Genomic DNA, 24,999 nt, shown 5'->3' on the forward strand with positions numbered 1-24,999 from the left:
AGGACAGGCTCAGGACAGGCTCAGGACAGGCTCAGGACAGGCTCAGGACAGGCTCAGGACAGGCTCAGGACAGGCTCAGGACAGGCTCAGGACAGGCTCAGGACAGGCTCAGGACAGGCTCAGGACAGGCTCAGGACAAGTCGCTCAGTACAAGCTAACTAACTGCTCAGTACAAGTCTTGCCTGTTCATATTGTACCTCATGTAGATGGAATGTGCTGTATCTCTCCGGTAATTGAATATGGGTGATTTGAAACCCTTTCTAGAATACCGATTCATTAATCGTAAGGGCGTATAGCATTCGGACGGAATATGAACTGGTTTCAGCGATAGGTTATCACCCGAATGCTTCGCCCCTACAACATATTACAAATTAATACATTCTATTTGGGAGAGGTCTAATATATCTAGCTTTTGTCTTTATTCAGCAAGCCCTAATTATTGATTTATTATTTATTTATTTATAACGTTTCCCAGTCTCATGAGGTACACCCTAATTTATTTACTGTTCCCAATTCCCAATTCCCAATTCCCAATTCCCAATTCCCAATTCCCAATTCCCAATTCCCAATTCCCTAAGATAAAAAACTCTGTACCTCACTAGCTTGGTAAATGCTATATTTATTTATTTTGCTTGAGATTCTAACCATTGATTAAAAAGTGCGATCGCCTCTTGGATTTTGACGATAATTATTTCTGTTTGTTGGGCTAATTCTAATACTCTTTCTTTTCGCAATTGCAAATTATAATTATGACGTGCTAAATGTCTAAATTTCCGATAATCATTTAATTGTAATAATAGTGAACCTTGCCAGACAGGAGGACGATTTTCCCCACCAATTTCTGCCATTTGTAACAATAGTTGTTCATGCCAATTTTCGGCTTTTGGCATTCCCTCATCTAAAGTAACAGCAATTCTTTCACTAATTCGCTCACAGGCTGTGTAAAAATCACAAATATAGCTAGATAACGCAGGAGTGAGAGCAATTTCTGGAATACTTTCTGCTTGAGCAATTAATTGCTTTAAAGCTTGAAAATTCTGCTCTAAAGCCATCATCTCGTCTTCAATGCGAGTTTTTAAGGCTAAATATTTATTAGTTGGCATGAGTTTTTCTTTGAGAATCCGAGAACGGACAAAATCTGGTAGTTCTTCTAATGCTACCAAATCTATTTTTAACCAATTAGGTGCGATTTTTTCTAGAAGAGAATATGCCTCCCATTGTTGCTTTTCCGACATTCCTGTCACTGCTAAATCTAAATCAGATTGCCAATGCCAAGGGCTTTCTCCTGATAAAGAACCAAATAATATTACTTCTTTTGCTCCCTTTTCTATGAGAATTTGCTGACATTTTGCGGCTGTTTGTAATGCTTCTTGTTTTCTTTGTTCTAGAGTTTGATTGCTGTTTTCTGTATAAATGTTCTTCATATACAGCACATTCCATCTACATGAACATTAAAGCTGAACTAGGCTATTAGCCAAGAAAATTATTACCTGGCTTGCTTGTTTAAATTCCTTTAAATTTCATCTAAATTCACTCCCAAAGCTCGCAGTTTTTCCGCTAGTTTGTCTGCTCGTTGTTTTTCTTTTTCTGCTCGTTGTTTTTCTTGTTCTGCTCGTTGTTTTTCCTGTTGTGCGCTTTCAGCAAAAGTAGGAATCCAATCACCATCCTCATTATACCAACGTAGCCACAAACCTTCTGTACCTTGATATTTTCCTGACCAAACCCCTACTCCTAATTGCAATTCAGGAAACCAGAATTTTGGTTCTACCAGTTCCACTGCTTGATATTTTATGCCCATGAGTTGAAATACTCGGAGGCGATTTTCATATCTATCGAAAATAACATAGTAGGGCGATCGCAAATACTGTTCATAAGCTTGCCATTTTGTCGGTGGTTTATTCGCGCTTCTTGATGTTTGTCCTAAATCTTCTGCTTCTGTACCTGGTGATAATAATTCTACGATTAAAAATGGCGCTAGTCCTTCTTGCCAAATGACATAACTCCAGCGCATATCCTCTTGTGTTTCTGAAACGGGTACACCTAACACTAAAAACCAATCTGGTCTTTTATACCATGCAAAATGGCGCACATCATAATATAAGTTTAAATCCGTACCAATGAACATTTCTTCCTGGGGATAAACAGGAGATTGGCAGGTTTCCCGTAATAATTGTGGTTGAAAGTCATGAAATTCGTCTGGCAACCCTGGTTCCTCTGGATTTTCACTAGGTAAATCATGCATCGTCGGCAAAGTTTCCCAGGGTGGACGGGGATGAATGGTGGACTCTAATTCTTCCTCATTGTCACCCTCACTGGGTAAATCATACATGGTGGGCAGGTTTTTTTGCGGGGGTGCTTCACTTTGATACATGATTCATTACCTCCTGTGTTTCATTATACAGCATTTTTCGTTATGATGAGGTACAGATATTAATTATTAATGATAAAACCCTTATATCACAGGCATACTTCGACAAGCTCAGTACAAGTTTTGCCTGTTCATATTGTACCTCATGTAGATGGAATGTGCTGTATCTCTCCGGTAATTGAATGTGGGTAATTTGAAACCCTTTCTAGAACACCGATTCATTAATCGTAAGGGCGTATAGCATTCGGACGGAATATGAATTGGTTTCAGCGATAGGTTATCACCCGAATGCTTCGCCCCTACAAGGTAAAAACAAATTACCTAGCATTACTGAATCGACGTTCTAGGGACAATTCATGAATTGTCCCTACATGAATTGTACCTACATTCATTTTCACCAGATGTCTAATAAACATCTCCGGTAATTAATGGTTGTAGAGAGGTTGCATGCAACGTCTCCACAAGCTTCTGGAAGTCCCCATGGGGAGTGTCAAGCAGATTTACTCAGCAGTTTGGATGATAACTGTGGAGAGTAATATTCAGGAACCAGGACCTTGAGCAGAGATAAGAGAGTATCTCTGTCTTCTTCTTGGGCTGCTAAGAAAAGCTGATACAGATATGGCTCTAGCTTTGTCCAAGGTATCATTGCTTCCTGGGCGGAGTAAATTTTCGGATGTATAGTTTTTTTAACATTCTCTTCTTCAATCAACAACTCTTCATAGAGCTTCTCTCCTGGACGCAAACCTGTGATTTTAATCTCAATGTCCTTCCCTAAAACTAGACCACTGAGTTCTACCATTTGCACCGCCAGATCGTAAATTTTTACCGGTTCCCCCATATCCAAGAGGAAAACCTCTCCCCCCTCACCGAGAGCGCCAGCTTGAATGACCAGGCGAGCTGCTTCGGGAATGGACATAAAATAGCGAGTAATTTCGGGATGGGTAATAGTAATCGGTTGTCGCTGTAAAATCTGTTGTTGAAATCGGGGTACTACTGAACCCGTGCTATTTAACACATTACCAAACCTGACCATGAGCAAACGGGTGTAGGTATCCGGCTGTTTTGATAAAGCTTGCAAAATCAACTCAGCCACTCGTTTGGTTGTTCCCATCACACTGGTGGGTCGTACAGCCTTATCGGTGGAAATTAAGACAAAAGTCTCAACTTTACACTCATTGGCCGTGCGCGTAGCTACTAGTGTACCGTAAATATTGTTAATCACCCCTTGGGCAGGGTTCATTTCTACTAAAGGAACGTGCTTGTAAGCCGCAGCATGATATAAAGTATCAATATTATATTCTGTAATTACCTGTTTCAGGCGTTGGGCATCAGTTACTGAGCCTAAACAAGCAGAACAAGACAAGTTAGGGTAGGTTTCTCGTAACTCTATTTCAATGTTATATAGTGCAAATTCATTTAATTCATATAGAACTAGGTGGCGGGGTTGTTGTTGAGCAATTTGACGACAGAGTTCTGAACCAATAGAACCACCCGCTCCTGTGACTAAAACAGATTTATTTGTGATGTTGACTTGCAGTAACTTGGGATCTGGGAGAACTTCTTCTCGTCCTAAAATATCGCCTATATTGATTTCCCGGAGTTGAGCAATGGAGACTTTACCTGATATGATTTCTGCTAGAGTGGGTACTGTTTTCACTTTTATATCTAGAGCTTTAAGTTCCGCAACAATTTCTTGCTTTCTTTTGGGCGTTGCTGATGGAATTGCTAAGAGTACTAGCTGTACCTGGTACTTGTTAATTAGATATTCCAACTTCTCAGGGCTATAAACCTGAATGCCATTAATCGTATGTTTCCATAGTTGTGAATTGTCGTCCACAAAGGCTATAATCTCAAAGTTGTTATCCAAAACAAGTGCTTGGGATAGTTGAAATCCAGCTTGTCCGGCTCCATAGATAATTATTGGTTGCAGGAGTTGCTTGCTATCTGCTACACTACTAATGGGTTGAGATGGGAATTTTAATCTCAGGGGGGAACTCAAACCATATAACACCCATCGGCCTATGAGTCTGACTGTGACTATTAAAATTAGTGTGATTAAAGTATCTACTATCTGAACAGAAATAGGTAGGAAATTGAACCGGAAAACCAAATCCAGGATGATCAATCCTCCTTGTCCCAACATAACTGATTTGAAGGCTGTGTATAAAAAGGCAAATTCACTGTATTTTAGTACATTTTTGTACATTCCCAGTAGGGAAAATAACAGGATTTTTCCGGGAATCAGCGGAATAATAGAAGGGAGATATTTACCCAGTATATCCAAAGGAAATAAACTGTGGGAATCTATGGAAAATGCAATATAAATTGCCAATAAAAATAGTAGAGAGTCAGTTAAATACAGAATCAGATGCTTTTTTGTTCTTGATGAAGTTTGGAGAAAATGGGTAATATTTTTGATAAAAACAGTTTTTTTCAAAAGACTAAGCAGAAAATATGTTATTCGCATAGTTATGGATGGGAAAGTGTGATCAAACAGTTTAGAATTAAATTTGTCACAAACTAAGCATTAATAATAGAACTCTGGTGATACCATTTCTGTATGAAGATGCAATAATCAGAGTAGGGGCAATTCATGAATTGCCCCTACGGAAATATAGCGCAACCTCACATAGAATTGGTATGAAAATCAATAGACATCCCCAGAAAAGAAATTATGGAACCTATTTATGGGGGCTGGGCGAAGCTTATGGGATATCTAGATGTCTGATTTTTCCGTTAAATTAACGCCCATAAGCTTCGCCCCTACAACTTATGACAAATTAATACATTCTATTGTGGAGATATCTCATGAAATCCCCGACTTTTCGGAACACTTGTACATTACCAAAAGTCGGGGATGTTTGGGGTATATTTTTAGTAAATTGACTTAGTAAATTGACAAATTTATGATCTACTATTCCCTGTCGCCGATTGCAAGCGGGGATTGAAACTGGCTCCGGTGCGCCCGGTAACTAGCCAAACCACTGAGCGCCCTATGTCCCTAGCAATACGTGTTCGAGCTTCTCTCTGAGAGCTTTGGGAGGGTACGGGGACAGGAGTAAAGGCGATTCCCTGACTACCAAAGACAATAGTGGCGATCGCCTGGGAGCGGGGCATATGGTAGTCTGAGGTGACGAGATAGACGTGGCGAATATTGTTTTGTTGCAAAGGTGCAACCATGGTGGTAAAATTAGTAACTGTATCTGTAGCGCGATTGTCGTACTGGATGCGATCGCCTCCCTGTAGCTTTTGGTTGTGAAGGTCACCTAAGATGCGGCGGATTTCCGGTTCGCCCACGGAAACCCAAATGGGAAGGTCAGGGAATTTTTGAGCCATTTCTCGGGTGAATTTGGCTCTGCTGTCTTCCCCACTGAGCATCAAAATGGCTTGGGGTTGGGGATTTTGTTGACGTGCTATAGCTAGACGCAGGGGGATAGCAGTGGCTATTGTGAACATTCCCAAGCAACCAGCTAGGGTTAATAAGCGCAGAGGTTTGACCATATCCGTGGATAATATTTAAGCTATATGCCTATGTTAGAGGCAAATTTTTCATCTGAGACGATTTTCCCCAGATATCCGGTTATCTCACCTTTACTTAAGATATTTATGGGGGCAGGGCGAAGCTTATGGGATATCTAGATGTCTGATTTTTCCCTTAAATTATCGCCCAAATGCTTCGCCCCTACAACATCCTACAAACTCCAGTAATTTGTGGTATTTATCAAAATTTTTGTATAACAGTATCGATCGCCCCCAGGTTATTTTTAAAGGCGATCGCACCAGCACTGCTATATTTGGTAGTATATTCCTATTGTTCTTGATGTGTACCATTTAACCAAGCTTCTAGGTCAGCAATGGTGGTAAAGTCTAGGAGGGCTTCTCCTAGTGACTCCAGTTGATTCAGGTCTAAGGAACGGATTTGAGCTTCTTGGTTGAGGGACAATACTCCACAGCGACGGTTTAATAGACGGATAATTAGCTGGGCTTCACCCTCTTGTCTACCTTCGGCTTTACCTTCTTGTCTACCCTCCTTAGCTCCCAGTTGAAACACATCCCGATAGAATCTTGTCTGGGTAATATCTGCTGTTTTCAGGTCTAACAGAGTTAGGAATATACGGTAAAATAGCTTATCTGTTTTCATCTTTTTTCAGAGCCGCGATCGCACCAGCAATAGTATTAGTATAGGTAGGCGATCGCCTGTTTACTCATATTTGGTTGGTACTGTTAAGTTATAAGTTTTTAAGTTATAAGTTTTAAGTCCCAACGGGCATTCAATATTCAATATACATGCTCACGAGAGATGACAATTTCTGTAGCTCCCGGTGGAGGAAAAGGATAAAGCTCTGTTTGTCTAGAGGCAATTTGAATAAGTTGCCTGTCTACCTGCAAATTTACTAAAATTTTGGTAACTTCTCTTAGTGCTAATCTGCGAGAGAATATGCTCATGACAGTAATTAGAATCAGTTTTATATCCAATATAAATGACTGATTTTCTATATAAATCAAGCTTAATCTACTCTTCCAAGGACGAACTAGCTGATTATAGGCAATGTCAGGATCTGAGTGGTTTCTCAGTATTTCACCCAAATCGGAGAAAACTATTGAGGATATATCTGTAATACCAGGCTTCACGGAAAGTAATTTCATTTCTGTGCTTGTGTACAGGCTCACTTCTCGTCGCACATTCGGGCGTGGACCTACTAAGCTCATCTCCCCTTTGAGGACATTCCAAAGTTGAGATAGTTCATCCAACTTATACCTGCGGATAAAGTGACCAACCCGCGTAATTCTCGGATCATTAGCTGAAGTTGAATCAACCCCTATACGATCAGCATTAACAATCATTGATCGCAATTTGAGCATCTGAAAAGGCTTACCTTTGAGACCAATTCTAGTTGCTACATACAAGGGAGAACAAAAGTCCTGCAACCAAATCAGAGTACCTACAATCAGGAAAACGGGAAAACACAGAAGTAATCCGATTGTAGATGCAACTGTGTCAAACAATCTTTTCATATGTTTTTATTTTTGTTTATCGGTTGAATTTAATCTCATAAGAAGTTTGTTATATATGTGTTCAGCACTCATTTTGTATTGCGATCGCAAATAATCTTGACTGCCCACAAGAGACGAAAAACAGTCTGGTAAACCTATTCTGCAAAAAATCTGGGGAATAATACCGTTTTCCAAACAAACTTCCGCTACTGCTCCCCCTAAGCCACCTTGAATGGTATTTTCTTCAATTGTTACAATACCTCCTGTGTTTTTAACTGCATCAAATATGACTTCTTTATCCAGTGGTTTCAGTGTATGTAAACTGATAACGCGAGACTCTATTCCTTTTTCTGCCAATAGTTTTGCAGCTTTCAAGGTTTCATTGAGGATACCACCAATACTAATCAATGTGATGTCACTACCATCACGCAACTTCCTAGCTTTACCTAGTGTAAATACTTCTTCATGTTGATTAGTCATTCCTGCGCTGCTTTTATCAAGTCGCAGGTAACATGTGCCTTGGGTATTGGCTAAGGATGAAGTAGCTTCAGATGCCTCCCAGTCATCACCGGGAGCAACTATTGTTATATCTGGTAAGGCTCTGAGAATGCTCAAATCTTCAGTAGCATGATGAGAAATTCCCAATGCACCATAGCTAAAGCCGCCACCCATACAAACAATTTTCACATTGGCGTTGTGATAACAAGCATCATTGCGAATTTGTTCTAAACAACGCAGTGTAGGGAAATTGGCAAGGGAATAGGTAAAGGGTATTCGTCCTTCCAACGCTAACCCCGTCGCTAAACCTGTTAAGTTTTGTTCTGCTACGCCCACATTGAGAAATTGTTTGGGGTAACGTTGAGCAAATTTCTCAAAGACTCCAAAACCAAGATCACCAGTGAGTAGCATTATTCTTGGATCAGACTCCGCTAATTCCAACAAACGCTGGATAAAAGCATTTCTCATAGTTGTGAGTTCAACTCCTGTAGAGCTTTTTCATATTCTTCTCCTTGGGCGGAACGATAATGCCAAAGTACAGAATCTTCCATAAAGGAAACTCCTTTCCCTTTAGTGGTGTGGGCAATGATGCAATTAGGTTTGCCAAGCTCAAAGGGAATTTGTAAGCAAGCCGATTGAATTGCTGAATGATCATGTCCGTCAATTTCTTGAACGGCCCACCCAAAACTACGCCATTTGTCAGCAAAGGGTTCTAAGTTAAGGGTTTCTTTGATGGTTGTAATACTTTGAAGCTTATTGTAATCTATGATTGCAACTAAGTTATCAAGATGATGATGAGCGGCAAAAAGAATCGCTTCCCAGTTAGATCCCTCATCACACTCTCCATCACTGAGTAAGACAAAAACCCTATGGCTGAGGTCATCAAGTTTAGCCCCATAGGCCATTCCCGCACCGACAGGAAGTCCATGTCCCAAGGAACCGGTGGAAAACTCAACACCGGGAATACCCTTATGAGAAACATGACCACTAAGGTCAGAACCATCTTGATAATGAGTGTTTAGTTTCTCAACAGGGAAAAAGCCCCGTTCTGCTAGAACTGCGTACACTCCTGCTCCGGCATGGCCTTTGCTAAGTATAAAACGATCTCTTGCTGACCAAGTTGGGTTCTGAGGGTCAACCTGAAGAATTTCCCCATATAAGACCGCAAGAATATCAGCTATGGAGAATACAGAACCAATATGGGAGCTTTTTCCTAAACTGGTCATTCTCAGTGCGTGTTTACGGATTTGCTGTGCTAGTTTTTCACTTCTCACTTTTCTAATAGTTTTGATTGGAATTAAGGTATTCTTGATCTTGTTCTGAGAGATGCCAACCAAAGGCAGCAATGTTCATCTCAGTTTGCTCAGGAGTTTTAGCACCAACAATGGCAGCGGACACACTAGGTTGGTCAAGAAGCCAGCGAATGGCAACCTGTGATACTTTTTTGTTATGAATTTCACTTAATTTGTTTAACTTGTCAATAATTGACAAGTTTTTTGCTAAATTATCTGGTTGGAAATGGGGTAAACGATGCCGACGATCATCTTGACTGAATTTTGTATTTACATCATACTTACCCGTAAGTAGGCCTTGTGCCAGTGAACCGTAGGCAAAGACGTTAATGTGTTCTGTAAGGCAGTAAGGAAGTAGTTCTATTTCTGAGCTACGGTCAACCAAGTTGTATTGCAGTTCAACAAAGGGTATTTTATGCCAGCTATGAGCTTGCTTTAACAATGGCAGGGGAAAATTAGAAACTCCAAAATGTTGGATTTTGCCCATGTCTTGACATTTACACAGTGCTTCTATGGTTTCTTCAATGGGAGTGTTGGGATCAGGCCAATGAATTAAATAGATAGGAATGCAGTCAAGTTTTAGCCGCCTCAAACTATTTTCCAATGCAGTGATGACTCTATGGGGGCTGGAGTCAAGAAAAGTATGAGCGCGATTTTTTCCTAGGGAAGGTTGCCAATTAACTCCAAACTTAGAGATAATAACGACCTCATGTCTTTTAGCTCCCAAAATTTCTGCTAGTCTTTCTTCCGCCCGACCTAAACCATAGACATCGGCAACATCAAAGCAGTTAATACCTAAGTCCAAGGCTTTAGTCACGGCTTGCTCTAGTTGTTGCTCATCAACTTTTCCCCAGTCAGTCCCCCCAAGGGGTTCACAACCAAAAATGATTCGGGAAATCATCATTTCTGTGCCAAATAGGCTTACCAAATCCATGGGCAACACTTTTGTGAGTTTAGTTGTTTAGTTGTAACTTTTTTGGGGTGGTTCACAGCACAAATCTCAGTACATTAGTCTAGAGGAAAGTTCATATTCTTGACCAGGATAAAATTAGAACCAGACCCCTGCATTTTAGTTTCCTGTTGAAGCTTAATCTGACCAAATCTCACTGAGAGGTCAGAAAATGAAGATAAGGAAATCACTGAACCACCGGATATTTCGTAAATAGCATCGGCATCAAGGGATTTCAAATCATCAAGATATTCCTCCTCACTGATTCCAGCAGATTCAATTAAATAAGGGCAATGCTCAAAGAACAAAATAAAACCTTTTGCACTTGATAGTATAAGCTTCATTCCTTTGATTGCACGAGGTTCATTACCTTGAATGTCCATTTTGATAACAAACATTGATTCATAATCAACACCTGTTGATCGCAATAAACTATCAAGGCTCATACTGCTAACTTGATATGAATTCTGGACTCTGATTGGTGCAGTAGTAACCTTATGAGTCCTATTATCAGCGGAAGATCTTGCATTAATAAAAATTGTTTCTGTACTAGAAGAGTCACCAATAATCAAGTTGTGTACATCAACACCGACAAATTGATTTGTAGTAAGCGACTTTTTAAGAGCATTATAAGGCCTTAAATCTGGTTCAATTGCTATTATTTTTTTTATCAAGCCAAATCGATATAAGTCTGCTGCTGCAAGACAAAAAGCTCCGTAGTTAGCACCAACATCAATTACATAAGTCCCTTTGTTGTAAATTATTGCCTTTAAGAAAGCTGTTATTTCAGTAAGTTCATACCTTTCTCTATCGGTAAAATATTTGAAGGAAGCATTATCACGGTAGTCTAGTATCATATAATATCCACTAATATATATACTATTACCAAAAGGCAACATAAAAATCTTAATTGGAAAAGTCAAAGTCGCAATTATATCACGTAACCAGAAAGGCGACTGTCGGTACAAAGAAAATAAATGTTTTATCATTCCTGGACTCCTAATCGGTTTTCTACCTTCTAAATCTAAATAACCAGTATAATGAGTTGATTACTTCTCGAACCATACTCCTCCTCGTCCATCGGCTTTGAGGGGATTAGTAATATTGTGAACAGAGCGAAATTCATCAACAGCTTTACGGGAACCAAAACAGGTAGCATAATCATCGACAATGATCAAACCGCCAGTAACCACAAGGTCATAAAAGTTTTCTAGAGGTACTTTGGTTGACTCATACCAGTCCCCATCTAGTCGTAAAACTGCTATTTCACCCACTTGCTGGCGATAGGCTGGAACAGTATCTTGAAACCACCCTTTAACCAGATGAGTTTCTGCTTGAGGAAAGCCCAGTTTGTCAAACATAAGTTCACTGACTTGTTCTATAGTTCCTAAACAGGAGCCTTTGGGGAGGGGACGGATAAAGTTACCCGCTTTACCTCCTTCGTAATCTTCAGCAGTGGGTTCTGGTAAGCCTTCGTAGGAGTCAAATAACCATTTTTGTCGCGTCTGTTGACCCAGTAATCTATTAGTTAAAGCCATCATTGCCGATGTTCCACCCTGGGCAACGCCACACTCTACAATTGCCCCGGGTAGATTTCTCAATTCAGCTAATGCAGTTACTTCAAAAGCATTTTCTAAAGCCTTACTACCGCCCATTGTGTAGGGTAAGAGTTTCCAAGTCAGAGATGTTTTCATCCTGAGAGATTTATCTCCATAAATACGAGCGGCGAAAGCTTTAACTCCATAAAGATAGCGAAGCAAAACTTGATAAGTGCGGTAGAGAAAATCGTAGACTAACTTATAGATACTAGCAGGTAAGATTTTAGCCAAAATAGGAATTATCAATTTAGCTATTTTAGCCACAAGAGATGGATTGTAATTAATGGTAGAGAGGTTAGAGATATGGGAGTTCGGCATATGTATCACTGATGTAACTTCTACTAATTTTCTGATGAAACAAAGCTTTCTAGGTATTCAGCCAATTGATTGTAAACAACTTTGGCATCAAACAAGTTTTTAAATGTCGCGATGGAATTTTGTTTCATTGTTTCTAAACGTTCGCGGTTTTTTGATAATTGATCGAGTTCATAAGCTAGCAATTCTGGAGAATTATGATAGCTAAAACCACATTCATATTCATGAATGATATCATAAAGACTACCGTTCTCCAGACTTAATGCTATTGCCAAACCACCAGACATATATTCACCTGGTTTATTTCCAGGAGTATCAACATAGTTAATGGAGTTAATGTAGGGAGCAAGTCCAATATCTGCTATTTTTAATAGGGTGATAATTTCATGTTTATCAATCCAACCTGTAAAGTGAATATTACTGAGATTGGCAGCCTGATTTTGCCAAAATGTAAGCTTTACTCCAGAACCACAAATAATGAATTTTGCGTTTGACTTTTTCTCTTGTAATATTTTGGCTGCCTCTATTATTGGAATTAGATCAAAAGATTGACCCAGCGTACCCAAAAAAATTACCAAAACACAATCGTCATTCTTCTCAATTTCCTGACTTTGCCAAAAATTATAAGAAAATTCTTCCTGTTTCTCTGTTAATTCCTTTTCCGACCAATAACCCATCCTAAACACCCTATCATTTGTATTTCTAGATCGGTCAGCATGAGCAATTCCCCAATCGACAAAAGCATCAGTCAAACCAACAATACCCGTTGCATGACTACAGGCTTGTTTTAATTGCCACACCATGGGAATAAAAGCTAGACTCAGCAGAGACCTGAGGTAAGTTGGGAAAAAGTCGTAAATTACGTCTGGCCATAAATCACGAATATCGAGAACAACTGGAATACCGAACTTTAAACCGTACTGGACTGCTTCCCTAGCCAATTCTATAGTTGGAACAGAAGCCAGAATTATATCTGGTTTATCAGTGTCTTTATAAGCAAGTAATTTAAACCTTCTTGCCATCAAAATGTTGTCTATTATCCTGGATATGGAAAGGTTTTTTTGATAACCAAAACCTCGGACATATTGGATATGATAGTTATTCGACACTTCTACACGAGTATCTGTTTTATATCTATGGCAATGCTTAAAATGATTAAAAGTTGATGTCCACCATATAACTGTATGGCCGCGTTCAGCTAGCACCTTGGCAATCATACCTGTTCTCATAATTCTAGCATCGCCAAGGCCATCATGAGGTGTAGATTCGGAACGTTGAATAAGCCAAATTTTCATAAATTAAGTTTAAGAGATTCTTGCTATGTGATTTATACTTGCTTATTACTTATAATAAAATAAGGAAGAAGCTAAAAATAAGCAATGATCCATGCTGATGTAATACTAAGTATCTCTGTATCTTTTTGGGAAAAGAAAGAGTCTAAAGTGATTTCATTGAGAGAACTCCTGGCATCCAAACTTTCATTTACTTCATCTAATAAAATTGAAGTGTCTAAGTCTACAAACAATTTTCTAAAATCATCGTGGCGTAATCTATTCATATACATATATCTATTACCGGCAATTCTATTCCATTCACTATCCGAAAATTGCAAAAAGTTAATAGCAGAAATGGATTTATCTGAATGGGAAAAGTGATCGCTGTAATCTATTTTGTGTACAAACAGCCCATTACTATTTAATACTCTTTTACCCTCCTTAATAATTGCCTTAATTATTTCTGGGGGAATATGCTCAAAGACAGTATAGGATGTGTGAAAGTCAATAGAGTTTGAGGGTATGCTCAGTTGGGAAGCGTCCCCCGGTGCGATATAATCAACATTAATAAATTTTAATAAATCATGCAAATTGAAGGGGGATTGAGTGAATTCAATCAGAAGATTTAAGCGATTATTGACAATACGGTTCTCAAACAAATCTTCAATTTGAGTAGCATGATTTTTGATATATTCTAAATCTGCTTTAACAAGTTCCTCTTTTAAATAAGGGTTTAAATCGACAGTAATAATTTTTTCTGCTCCTAACAGCCAAAATGCTAGAGGAGTATTAATTCTCCTTCCTGTACCTACCTCTAAAAATGTAGCCCCTACAGGTGATTGACCGACATTTTCAATGTGTTTACACGTTTCCATTCCCGCTTGTAGTCTGCTCATGGGATTAAGCTTATTCTTTTTTAAAGAGCCAAAGTTTCTTTGTATCCAGTAATAGGTAGAATAGGAGATATTTGGGGGGAGAAGACTGACTAGATTCTGTATTTTGGCTTTTAATTTCCAGTTCATAATTAGGTTAGAATTGTATAAACTAATTGGTTAACTGAGGTAAGACTAGGTAAAAATTAAATTGTAAAAGTTACATCTTTTGACTGAGTATTTCTACTATTTTGTAGCTGGAGTTACCACTCCCATAAAGTTCTTGGGAATAATCAAATTCAGAGTTATAAATATGTTTTTCGGCATCTATAATCTTCTCAAAACTAGCCCCTGTTAATATATTCACACCACCTTTCACTAATTCCACCCATTCGGTCTCCTCGCGTAAAGTAACACAGGGCTTACAGAAAAAATATGCTTCTTTTTGCACTCCACCGCTATCAGTAAAAACTCCCTGACAATGACTTAACAAAGTAATCATATCAAAATAACCTACAGGCTGTAGAAACCGAATATGATTAAATTGTGTGTGTTCTAATAACTTGCGGGTTCGGGGATGCAAAGGGAGAACCACAGGAGTTGTTTGAGAAATCAAGTTTAAAGCTTGCAGAATATGCTCAAGACGATCAGGGTTATCTGTATTTTCCGCTCTGTGAATCGTAGCTAGATAAAATTGACTCTTTAGTTCACTGATTAACTGGTTGGTGGCATTGGTGGCTGGGGCAATATTCCGGTAAAATAGAGCAGCATCATACATGACATCCCCAACATGACACACCCGGGTTGAACTACTGTCAACAATACCTTCCTGTGCTAAATTGGCAATGGCGGTGTGGGTGGGACAAAATAACCAATGAGAAATGTGATCAGTAAGAACTCGATTAATTTCTTCTGGCATTTGGCGATTGAAGGAACGTAACCCCGCTTCCACATGAGCTACAGGAATATGGAGTTTAGCCGCTGCCAATGCCCCAGCTAAGGTGGAGTTAGTGTCACCATATACTAGAACTACATCGGGGGTTTCCTTCACCATGACTTGCTCAATTTTTGAGAGCATTTGACCGGTCATTGCGCCGTGGGAACCCCCGCCAATTCCCAGATGATATTGGGGTGAGGGAATTTGCATTTCGGTGAAAAAGACATCAGACATATTAAAGTCGTAATGTTGACCGGTATGGACTAGTATTTCTTGAATATGGGAGTCTGCATATTCCTTAATGGCACGGGAGACCGTTGCGGCTTTGATAAATTGCGGTCTAGCTCCCACAATGGTCAAAATTTTCATAGCTGTGTTGGTAAAAGCTCTTGGTAAAGGGATAGTAGTTTTTGAGATTCCTGCTCCCAGTTATATTTATTTTCCACTGCTTCGCGTCCATTTTTCCCCATTTCTGCCGCCGCTTGGGGATGATTGATTAAATATTGGATAGCTGCGCTAATTTCTTGGGGATTGAGGGGATCAACACAAATCCCACAGTTATTACCTTCAATAATTTCCCGCCAGAGGGGAAAGTTAGAGGCAATGACTGGAATCCCGGCTGACATGTACTCAAACATTTTATTAGGCTGTGCATCCACATGATTGGGTGCTGGATGAAAAAGAACTAAACCAGCTACTGAGCGAGATAAAACATTAGCAACCTCTTGCCTGTTTAATTGGCCTAGTGATCGAACATTTTGCCATCCAGTTAAAGACTCTGCCTTAGCTTTTTCACCTGCATTGCTAAAGGTTCCTCCCAATAGTAAGGTGGCATTTGTCATACCAATAGCTTGCACCATTTCCAAGATTCCTCGAATTTGGCAAATACCCCCCACGTAACAAACGCTTTTTTCCTTTTCCGGTGAAGACGATTCTGGTGTCACTAATTCTGTTAATATAGGGTAGTTATTAATGTCAATAGTTAAGGGATTTAACTTTAAAAATCGCTGCCGAATAAATGGTGTAGCGGTAACAATGGCATCAAACTTGGGGGCAGCGAAATTTTCCAGTTTTTCAATTACCCAGCTAATTGTAAATCTGATCAGATGAGGTATATAATCTTTACCCAAGGTTTGACGGGGGACATCCTCATGGACATCATAAATAACTTTTTTACCTTGCAACTTGAGGAGTAACCCAACGGGAATTAATTCAGGATCGTGGAAATGATATATCTGGGCATTAACTTTTAAGGCTGCGCGATAGACATCATAAACTGTTTTTGTAAATCGTAAGATGCGACTACCTTTCAGTTTTGTTACTCCTCTTAAATTAACTGAGTTTTTAATTTCATTAGGAGCATTGGGAGCCACTAAATACACTGTATAGTTTTTAGATAAAGATTCGCATTCTTTTAAGAAGATGCGAGTATCTTGCCACAGGTGAACGGATGTCATCTGACAGATTATTGCTGAGGTGAGATTGTTCATGTATTATTAAATTTCTTATTTTAAGAATAAGCACCTGATTTTTTACCCGTTGATTTTTCAACAAATTTCTGAATATTTTTGATGATTCTTTGATATAAATCCCAATTATTAAAATCTGTGTAATGACGATTGGGAAGGATCATTAATTGATTAAAATCATCACGAGGAATCCGCAGTTTTTTACAAAAGAAAGTAATATCAGTTTCTAATTCATCTGGATGATATAGAGGCTCCTCTAATTTAGACAAAGCATCCGACCTAGACATTTGTCCAGAGACAATCAAACTAGAAAGATGAGGGCGGCGTTTATCATAGCCAAACTTCACAGGTAAATAATAGTTTTGGAAGAACTTAGTAAATAAAGACTCACCATGCTTTCTCCCGTAAGCACGCCAGCCAATTTTTTCCTGCAATTCCACAATTGCTTTTCCTTTGTGATAAGGAAGATAATTTAACGGGCGTACAACCTGCATCTTTTTAATAAATGGATACCCCAAGTAATAATCAAAAAAACTAATTGTGTGATAATTCTTCAGGGGTATCTGTCCAAATCTTTGATGTATTGACCGCAGATTAATACTATCCATAGCTGAACCATGCCAAGCTTTGGGAAAAATTGCCTCTGTGGCAATATTACCGCCGCTTAAGACATAGCGAATGTCATTCTGGACGGCAAAATGATACATATTGGCGAAAAAAGCATGATCTTGGGGGACATCTTGATTTGATATTGCCGACTTGAGATAGGCTAATTGTAAATCCCGCATTTCTTCCCAATCAATGACATGGGTGTATAGATCATAGTTGCAATACTTGACGATGGCTTCAATATTTGCCACTGCTAATTCACTATTCCAACCTGCATCAACGTGAACCACTAGGGGACGTAAACCCCATTCATGAACCTTAAGGGCAAGATATGAACTGTCTACACCCCCACTCAAACCTAAAATACAGTCATAGGAGCGCCCTTGTCCAAAGGTTTTGATTTTTTGAAAAATCTGCTGTAATTTCTGATTCCCTTCCTCGTTAGGAAACCAGTTTGGCTTAGTTACCTGCTCAAAATCATGACAGTGATTACACACTCCTTGGTCATCAAAGGTGATTTCTGGGTCAGTGGTATCCATGACACAACGAGTACAAATTTCGTAGGCTCTCACCATAAATTTTATTATTTAAAGTTATTATTGTAAGTCAACTCAGTTAAAAAGTGAGTAAATTAACCAATTGGGTATATTGAGGATAGGTGATCAATACAGCCCGATGGGGACCGTGAAACACAAAGAATGAGCCAGCAGCTACAGCACTCGCCCCTGCTTTGACGGCGGATTGAATGTCAGTTAGACTACCAACACCCCCGATGGCAATTAGGGGAACGGTGCAGACCGATGCTGCTGTTGCAATCAGTTGCAAGTCCATCCCGGTCATGGCACCATCTTTGTCTACGGAATTTAGCAAAATTTCCCCTGCTCCAGCTTGAGTGGCTTGGCGGAGGAAATCTAACCAATCCATGCTGATAATTTTTCCTTGGGTGGAACTATACAGCTTATACTGTCCCAGGAGATTTTTTTTGATGTCAATGGATACTACTACACTTTGGTTACCAAATCTAGATGTAATCTCCCTGACTAAGTTACAATCACTAATAATACTGGTTTGTAAACTAATTTTCTCTACCCCAGCAGCAAATAAACGCTGGGCTTGCTCAACAGTTTTAATACCTCCCCCATAGCACAGGGGCATAAAACATTCCCCAGCAAATTCCTCTATGAGTTGATAGTTGGGTTCTTGTCCCAGTTTACTGGCTTGAATATCAATAACTATTAACTCATCTACCTCTTTCTCGTTGAAAATACGGATCGCATTGATCGGATCACCAACATATTTAGGGTTAGAGAATTTTTGAGTCTTGACTAAGCCATTATTTTGCAATAGAAGGCAAGGAATAACTCGATGTTTTAACATGATGTGGTTACATCTCTACAAAGTTTTTCATTAATCCCATCCCAAAACGATGGCTTTTTTCTGGGTGAAATTGTACTCCATAGATGTTACCATCGGCATAACTTGATGGGAAGGCATAGCCATACTCAGTATATGTGAGGATGTCTGTTTCTCTACTACACACTGCATGATAGGAATGAGTGAAATAAAAACGCTGTTCCTCCTGGTTATCTACGAGCAGGGGGGTAGTTTTTTTCACTTTGATGATATTCCAGCCTACATGGGGGACTGGCAATTGACAGGGGTTGGGAAATGAAAATCGGTGAAATTCGGCATTAATTAAACCCAGTCCTGGTAAATTACCTTCTTCACTCCCCCGGGATAGTAGCTGCATTCCTAGACATATACCTAGTAATGGGATTCCACCCAGGGCTTGGTCTTGAATTAAGCTCAACAGGTCAAGTGATTTGAGTTGATTAATTCCGTGGTCGAAAGCTCCCACTCCGGGAAGAATCAGTTTTGATGCCTTGAGGATGTCTTCTTTTTGGTGGGAGATGATGGCTTGTCCACCTACTTTACGAATCATGTTCCACACTGAGGCAATATTTCCTAAGCCTGAGTTAATGATGACAATCATGTTCTAAATTTACTTAAATGATGTATTGCTGATATGCCGCCAGCATCACCTTTTCTTGCTCTTCCCAGCAAAACTCCTGGCTGGTCTTGGTTAACTGATTTTTCAAATAGTCTCTATCCATGGATGCTAATTTGCTGAGGGCATTTAAGAATGATTCTCTACTCCCATCTTCCATAACTACTCCTACTTGACTAGAGGATACTACTTCCCTCATCTCTGGTAAGTTAGATACCATCACGGGAATTTGTGCCATGATGTAATCTTAACGATTTGGATGGCACAAGGAGAGCCGAAAAATATACAAGAATCCAAGATGCGCCCAATGAACCAGTTGTCATATGATTCATTAATATGAAAAAAAAGATAAAAAAGATAAATTTTTCTTCCAAACTAAGCCCAAAAACTTTTTCAAATTTCTTTCTTGCTCGAAGTATATACAAAACAGGAGTAAAAAAGAAAATAAAACCAATGATTCCATATTCACACAATAGTTCTAAAATAATGTTGTGTGGATACATAATTTGTTTTGCATCATAGTATCCCATATAAGCTGAAAAACTATTTATTCCACCTCCAAAAAGAACAGAAAAAGCGTTTTCAATAAATAAGTTCCAAGCAGTGCTAAACAATAACAGCCTCATGGAGGAATCACTTTCTGTATCACTTAATATCAGTAGCCTTTGAATAGTTGGAAGGTTTACCGTTAAATCAGTAGGCAACAATGGTATTACAATGATATTGAGAAAAAAGATCAAGAAAATGATAAAAAATAAAATAATAAGTGCTTTTTTTATCCTTCTGAGCGAGTACAATAATTTAGCAAAATATCGAATCAATAATATTGAAAATACTACTAGTAAAGATACTAAAGAAGATCTGCCACCAGTCAATAACATTCCAAATACTGTAAGTATAACAGACATAATTGCAACAAGTTTAAGTATTCTTCTTTTTGAAGATAAAACTAAATATAACCCCGACAAATTATTGATACCAAGATACATATTTGTATTTTGGTATCCGTAATTATTCTCATTTATTTGAGAGGACTGGTAAAAAATAGATTGGAAAGAGTTTGAGCTAAGAGACAAGGTACCATTTATCAATGCAATAGCTAAGAATATCGTATATACAAATGAGACTGCGTATAAAATTAATAAAATTTTATTTTTGTTATCACGACAAGACAATGAAAATAGAGCAAATAATGGATTAATAAAGGCTATATTTCTAATGACACTTGTCGTATCTAGGGCATCTCCGGCAAAACCATAACTGAGTAAAGAGTAAACTGGAAAAAGTAGATATAAAGAAAAAATAGTCCATTCATTTCTTGATTTTATTCTTTTTTGCAAGAAAATAACTAAAATATTTAAAACAATCAATAACAAAAAAACAGTTTGTTTAATGTTTGGTTGTTGCAATGATTTAAAAAAATATGAAAGTGGCAAATAGGAAATAAAAAATACACAGATAATTGAAAGTATTGAAGTTATTTGTTTTTGTAAAGTAAGCATTTCTAAAATGATTTTCAAATTTCCAATAAATTTTGAGATAAATTACAGCAGATTGTATATCATTTACCTAGAGGTGCTAAAAAATTCGAGCCAGAAGCAATATAAAAAGAAGCAAATAGGTAAATGACGTAGTAAAAACTACCGAAAACAGTATAAAAAAAGATTGCATTTTCCATAGAAGGAGAATAGGTGAAAACGAGATAAGAGATGATAATCCCTACAACTTGAAAGGTCAAATCAATGAACTGACCTTTTTTGGAGAAGAATAAAACATAACTCAAGGGAGAAGATATAAAAACAAAAAAGTATAGAATTGACAAAGTTTCGGCATACTGTCCTGCAATAATCCAATCGTGACCGAATACAAGCTCAAATATATTGCTTCCGAAGAAATGCAACAATAAAAATGGAAAAAACGAAATGACTATTAGTGACTTTAGTGTTCTTAGGTAAACGTATTTACATTCACCCTTTTCTCGAAAATCTTTCCCCGCATTATCTTTAAAGACAGTTAATACCGAATTGCCTAGTAAACCAATTGGAACAGCAAGCGAACGAAGAGTGAGAGAATACACTGCTACGCTTAATGAACCAAATCTTGTTGCAGTAATAATAACTGGGAATTGGCTACTAAGAGAACTAATTAATTCAGAAGGAAAAGAAAAAGTTATGAAGTGATAATTTTCTACGAATGTTTTTTTAAAAGAGGATATAGATATGTTAGCGAGGTCACCAATTGAAATACTAAGTAGTTTTGCTGTAAATAGGACTGACACTATAGACCATAAAACTGCAGAATAAACCAATCCATTAATTTTCCATCCAAGTAATGTAGCTAATATCTGCGATAGTGATATAGACACAGCAAAGAAAATTTTTGACTTATTCAAAAGGTCGAATTTTGATCTGTAAATAGAGACAGCCTGTAAGGTACGATTAAAAGCCATTGCGAGCGAGTAAATAACAACACTTGCAACAAAACCAAAAATTAAGTTATCTGCATTAGCAGGGGCAAAAAAATTAAACAAAGAAGCTACTGTAAAGACGGTAAAACATACAACTAGTCCAATTACAAAAGCAAACTGCAACAATTCATTGACATATCTATCTTCATGAGCAACAAAAATAGATTTATCCAGTCCAGCATTGATTGTTACCATCACAATACTGGAGATTGCCATCCATGTAAAATACGAACCCAAAGCATCTTTACTAAGTATTCGCGCAAGTAAAACTACTGCCAACATTGGAATTACCTGTGATAAGGACGTCCCAAACATAACCGTGAAAACATTACGCCAAAAAGGAGTAATTTTTATATGTTTCATATAGAGAAAAGTCTAGTTGTTATTAAAGCTTTTGTGATTCTCTTATTGAGCAATGCTGGATTTAATATTATAATTCATTCCGTAAACAGGGAGATACAGTAGATTCGAGGTTTATGAGGTACAGTAGCCGATTGAACTTCAAGTTTTAAAACCAACTATTAAGATTGGTGTACCTCATTTACTCCAAAAGTGCTGTATGTATACTTAACTTTTTCTAAATTAAGACTTTCTTGTGTAATCTATTACGAAACTCGTTACTGCTACAACAGTTTCATTTTTCATTTCTGGCCAAATGGGCAAACTCAAAACTTCTGTAGCTAACAAATCACTAACCGGGTTAACAGGATACTCCCCTTGATAAACAGGTAACTTGTCCTGGGGAATGGGATAATAAATCATGGAGCCGATGCCCTCACCGGCCAAGTACTGCTGTACACCGTCCCGATTACCCCCAGTTATCCTAATGGTATACTGGTGAAACACATGACCATCTGTAATTACTGGAGTAATCACACCCGAAACATCAGCCAACAAATCATTGTAAACTTTAGCCGCCCGTCGCCGTCCCTGATTCCACTGGTCAATATACTGTAACTTCACCCGTAAAATCGCCGCTTGCAGGGTATCTAACCGGGAATTGTAACCTAATATCTCATTGTGATATTTCTTTTTTGCCCCATGTACTCGCAACATCCGGGCTAATTCTGCTACTTGGTCATCATTTGTGACTACCATACCCCCATCCCCATAACAGCCCAAATTCTTAGAAGGGAAAAAGGAATAAGCACCTACATCACCAATAGTTCCGGTAAACTTACCTTGAATAGCATCCCTAGTACTTTCTTGACAATCCTCCTCACACCCAGGACAGGCACCATAATACCTGGCTCCAAAGGACTGAGCGCAATCTTCAATCACCTTTAACCCATACTCCTGGGCAATATCCATAATTTGCCCCATAGCGGCGGGATTACCATAGAGATGCACAGGCATAATCGCCTTGGTCTTAGATGTAATATGTTTCCTGATAGCTTCTGGGTCAATGTTAAAACTCCGGGTTTCAATATCAGCAAAGATTGGCTTTGCACCCACGTTACTGATAGATTCAGCCGTAGCAAAAAAAGAAAAGGGTGTAGTAATTACCTCATCCCCCGCCCCAATACCCAGGGCGCGTAAACCAATCACCAAGGCATCTGTGCCGGAGTTAACAGCAATTGTATGTTTTACCCCTAAATACTCTGCCACCTCCTGCTCAAACAGCTTGACATCAGGACCCATAATAAATTGACCAGATTCCAAGACTCGATTCATCGCTGCTTGCACTTGGTCTTTAATTTGCTCGTATTGAGGTTTGAGGTCAAGAACAGGAATTTTCATGGTTTGGTAAATGGTTTGGTAAATAAATTAGTAAATAAAATTGTTGAATGGGATATTAGAACGGGACTGGGCAATTAATTCGCCGACAACTTGATGACCTGATTTGCCGATAATTGCTGATACTTGACCTCTGTAGAATCTACAGCATAGCCATCTGCATCAAACTCCAATACATCACCATAGGCGCTCATCCAACCGATGATTCTGGCTGGAACTCCAGCTACCATAGCATAAGCAGGAACATCTTTTGTCACCACTGCACCCGCAGCCACGAAAGCACACTCATGGAGAGTGACACCACAAACAATAGTCGCATTAGCCCCAATACTCGCACCCCGTTTCACTAAAGTTTGGCGATAATCATTGCTGGTATTGCGAGGATATTCACAACGCGGCGTTTTAATATTAGTGAATACCATACTCGGTCCGCAGAATACATAATCTTCTAAAATCACCCCTTCATATAGGGAGACATTATTTTGAATTTTGCAGTTGTTGCCCACCACCACATTATTAGCAACCAGCACATTTTGTCCTAAATTGCAATTCTTACCGATTTTCGCCTTGCCAAATACATGGCAAAAGTGCCAGATTTTCGTACCTTCACCAATTTGGGCACCTTCATCTACATAAGCGGATTCATGGGCAAAATAATTAACCACGTAATATCTCCTGAGCTTTTTCTAAAATTTCCACTACCGCTACTCCATTCCATCCATCAGAAAGGGGCTTTTTACGGGTTTGCAAACAGTCTAAAAAATGTTCACATTCGATTTTCAAAGGCTCTGAATTTGCCACATCCACAACTTGACTGCCCTGATCACGGTTATTAAGTTGGTCATCTACACCCTTGTGATATATAGTCACCTTTTGAGCAACTTCATCATAAACGAGCATTTCTTGTTCCGTAATTACTGTTGTGCTGCGTAGTAACTCAGGCCAATACCAAGAAGAATGGAGGTGAGCAGTTTGCCCGCTCTCAAAGACAATATCAACATAAACATTATCTTCAATTCCCGGTTGTAACATAGCCTGACCGCTGGCTTGCACTCTCGATAGAGTGGGATTACCCAATAAATCCAGGACAACCGATACATCATGGGGTGCAAAAGACCACCAAACGTTTTCTTCCCTACGTACTTTACCCAACTTGGCTCTTTGGGTGGCAACATGAAGCACTTTCCCGCCTTTCCCTTGGGCTAAGTAATTCCGCATCCAAGTAATAGCAGGTTGATAGAGGAGTAAATGCCCCACCATGAGGATACGCCCCTGTTGATCAGCATATTCAGCCAGGGATTTTGCCTCTTGAGTCCTTAGAGTCATGGGCTTTTCGACAAACACATCCTTACCTGCTTTTAAGGCTGTCATAGCCAACTGGTAGTGGGTGGGGGCGGGAGTTGCTAACACCACTGCCGAAACATCACTTTCTAAGACTCCTGCAAAATCCGTATAAGTTTTGACTTGTGGATATTTGCTTTCAACTTGCTGGCGTAAATCTGGGTTCATTTCCGCCACCCCAGCCAAAGCACCCAAATTATAAAAGTTGTGAATCAGATTTTTACCCCAATTCCCAGCCCCCACCACAATTACTTGTTTCATATTACTTGT

General features: G+C 38.9%; 24 protein-coding genes. All 24 read right to left on the reverse strand.

Annotation, left to right across the window (positions count from 1 at the left end; all coding sequences use genetic code 11):
- Positions 1–623: 623 nt before the first annotated feature.
- The gene (locus tag H5968_RS17910; protein WP_187041040.1) at positions 624–1,424 is read right to left on the reverse strand and encodes a nucleotidyltransferase family protein; all 801 of its coding nucleotides are present in this window, start codon (positions 1,422–1,424) and stop codon (positions 624–626) included.
- A gap of 89 nt (positions 1,425–1,513) precedes the next feature.
- Positions 1,514–2,371, reverse strand: coding sequence for a Uma2 family endonuclease (locus tag H5968_RS17915; RefSeq protein WP_187041041.1), 858 nt, complete (start codon positions 2,369–2,371; stop codon positions 1,514–1,516).
- Between the two features lie 487 nt (positions 2,372–2,858).
- Entirely contained in the window at positions 2,859–4,805 is a 1,947-nt protein-coding gene (locus H5968_RS17920; protein ID WP_255427174.1) for a nucleoside-diphosphate sugar epimerase/dehydratase, read from the reverse strand.
- Positions 4,806–5,272: 467 nt separating this feature from the next.
- Positions 5,273–5,869, reverse strand: coding sequence for a YdcF family protein (locus H5968_RS17925; protein ID WP_187041043.1), 597 nt, complete (start codon positions 5,867–5,869; stop codon positions 5,273–5,275).
- A 307-nt stretch (positions 5,870–6,176) separates the two neighbouring features.
- The gene (locus tag H5968_RS17930; RefSeq protein ID WP_255427175.1) at positions 6,177–6,509 is read right to left on the reverse strand and encodes a DUF4351 domain-containing protein; all 333 of its coding nucleotides are present in this window, start codon (positions 6,507–6,509) and stop codon (positions 6,177–6,179) included.
- Between the two features lie 137 nt (positions 6,510–6,646).
- Positions 6,647–7,384: a sugar transferase gene (locus H5968_RS17935; protein WP_187041044.1), complete on the reverse strand. Its 738-nt coding sequence runs from the start codon at positions 7,382–7,384 to the stop codon at positions 6,647–6,649.
- Positions 7,385–7,390: 6 nt separating this feature from the next.
- Positions 7,391–8,329: a transketolase family protein gene (locus H5968_RS17940; RefSeq protein WP_187041045.1), complete on the reverse strand. Its 939-nt coding sequence runs from the start codon at positions 8,327–8,329 to the stop codon at positions 7,391–7,393.
- Positions 8,326–9,135 carry a transketolase gene (locus H5968_RS17945; RefSeq protein ID WP_206755142.1) on the reverse strand — a complete coding sequence of 270 codons (810 nt, stop codon included), beginning with the start codon at positions 9,133–9,135 and terminating at the stop codon, positions 8,326–8,328. The genes H5968_RS17940 and H5968_RS17945 overlap by 4 nt, the downstream gene beginning before the upstream one ends.
- A 4-nt stretch (positions 9,136–9,139) precedes the next feature.
- Positions 9,140–10,087: an aldo/keto reductase gene (locus tag H5968_RS17950; protein ID WP_187041046.1), complete on the reverse strand. Its 948-nt coding sequence runs from the start codon at positions 10,085–10,087 to the stop codon at positions 9,140–9,142.
- 74 nt (positions 10,088–10,161) lie between these two features.
- Entirely contained in the window at positions 10,162–11,091 is a 930-nt protein-coding gene (locus H5968_RS17955) for an FkbM family methyltransferase (protein WP_187041047.1), read from the reverse strand.
- Between the two features lie 60 nt (positions 11,092–11,151).
- Entirely contained in the window at positions 11,152–12,018 is an 867-nt protein-coding gene (locus tag H5968_RS17960; RefSeq protein WP_187041048.1) for a TylF/MycF/NovP-related O-methyltransferase, read from the reverse strand.
- A gap of 23 nt (positions 12,019–12,041) precedes the next feature.
- Positions 12,042–13,310 (reverse strand): glycosyltransferase family 4 protein, encoded by a 1,269-nt coding sequence (locus H5968_RS17965; protein WP_187041049.1) that lies wholly within the window; start codon positions 13,308–13,310, stop codon positions 12,042–12,044.
- 71 nt (positions 13,311–13,381) lie between these two features.
- Positions 13,382–14,164, reverse strand: coding sequence for a class I SAM-dependent methyltransferase (locus H5968_RS17970; protein ID WP_187041050.1), 783 nt, complete (start codon positions 14,162–14,164; stop codon positions 13,382–13,384).
- A gap of 217 nt (positions 14,165–14,381) precedes the next feature.
- Positions 14,382–15,467, reverse strand: coding sequence for a non-hydrolyzing UDP-N-acetylglucosamine 2-epimerase (gene wecB, locus H5968_RS17975; RefSeq protein WP_187041051.1), 1,086 nt, complete (start codon positions 15,465–15,467; stop codon positions 14,382–14,384).
- Positions 15,464–16,555: a glycosyltransferase family 4 protein gene (locus H5968_RS17980; RefSeq protein ID WP_222620719.1), complete on the reverse strand. Its 1,092-nt coding sequence runs from the start codon at positions 16,553–16,555 to the stop codon at positions 15,464–15,466. Before H5968_RS17980 ends, wecB begins: the two co-directional genes overlap by 4 nt.
- A gap of 53 nt (positions 16,556–16,608) precedes the next feature.
- A complete protein-coding gene (locus H5968_RS17985) occupies positions 16,609–17,751 on the reverse strand; it encodes an N-acetyl sugar amidotransferase (protein WP_187041053.1) in 1,143 nt (380 codons plus the stop codon).
- Between the two features lie 40 nt (positions 17,752–17,791).
- Positions 17,792–18,553, reverse strand: a complete 762-nt coding sequence (locus H5968_RS17990) for an AglZ/HisF2 family acetamidino modification protein (RefSeq protein WP_187041054.1) — start codon at positions 18,551–18,553, stop codon at positions 17,792–17,794.
- A gap of 7 nt (positions 18,554–18,560) precedes the next feature.
- On the reverse strand, positions 18,561–19,169 hold the full coding sequence (gene hisH, locus H5968_RS17995; protein ID WP_187041055.1) for an imidazole glycerol phosphate synthase subunit HisH: 609 nt from the start codon (positions 19,167–19,169) through the stop codon (positions 18,561–18,563).
- A 13-nt stretch (positions 19,170–19,182) separates the two neighbouring features.
- Positions 19,183–19,422, reverse strand: coding sequence for a hypothetical protein (locus tag H5968_RS18000; RefSeq protein WP_187041056.1), 240 nt, complete (start codon positions 19,420–19,422; stop codon positions 19,183–19,185).
- On the reverse strand, positions 19,394–20,704 hold the full coding sequence (locus H5968_RS18005) for an O-antigen ligase (RefSeq protein ID WP_187041057.1): 1,311 nt from the start codon (positions 20,702–20,704) through the stop codon (positions 19,394–19,396). The genes H5968_RS18000 and H5968_RS18005 overlap by 29 nt, the downstream gene beginning before the upstream one ends.
- 41 nt (positions 20,705–20,745) lie before the next feature.
- Positions 20,746–21,933: a lipopolysaccharide biosynthesis protein gene (locus tag H5968_RS18010; protein WP_187041058.1), complete on the reverse strand. Its 1,188-nt coding sequence runs from the start codon at positions 21,931–21,933 to the stop codon at positions 20,746–20,748.
- A 300-nt stretch (positions 21,934–22,233) separates the two neighbouring features.
- Positions 22,234–23,391, reverse strand: a complete 1,158-nt coding sequence (locus tag H5968_RS18015; RefSeq protein WP_187041059.1) for a DegT/DnrJ/EryC1/StrS aminotransferase family protein — start codon at positions 23,389–23,391, stop codon at positions 22,234–22,236.
- 74 nt (positions 23,392–23,465) lie between these two features.
- The gene (locus H5968_RS26170) at positions 23,466–24,053 is read right to left on the reverse strand and encodes an acyltransferase (protein WP_137667301.1); all 588 of its coding nucleotides are present in this window, start codon (positions 24,051–24,053) and stop codon (positions 23,466–23,468) included.
- The gene (locus tag H5968_RS18025) at positions 24,046–24,990 is read right to left on the reverse strand and encodes a Gfo/Idh/MocA family protein (RefSeq protein ID WP_187041060.1); all 945 of its coding nucleotides are present in this window, start codon (positions 24,988–24,990) and stop codon (positions 24,046–24,048) included. The genes H5968_RS26170 and H5968_RS18025 overlap by 8 nt, the downstream gene beginning before the upstream one ends.
- Between the last annotated feature and the right edge of the window lie 9 nt (positions 24,991–24,999).

It is taken from the genome of Sphaerospermopsis sp. LEGE 00249 (genome assembly GCF_014299995.1).
GTDB lineage: Bacteria > Cyanobacteriota > Cyanobacteriia > Cyanobacteriales > Nostocaceae > Sphaerospermopsis > Sphaerospermopsis kisseleviana.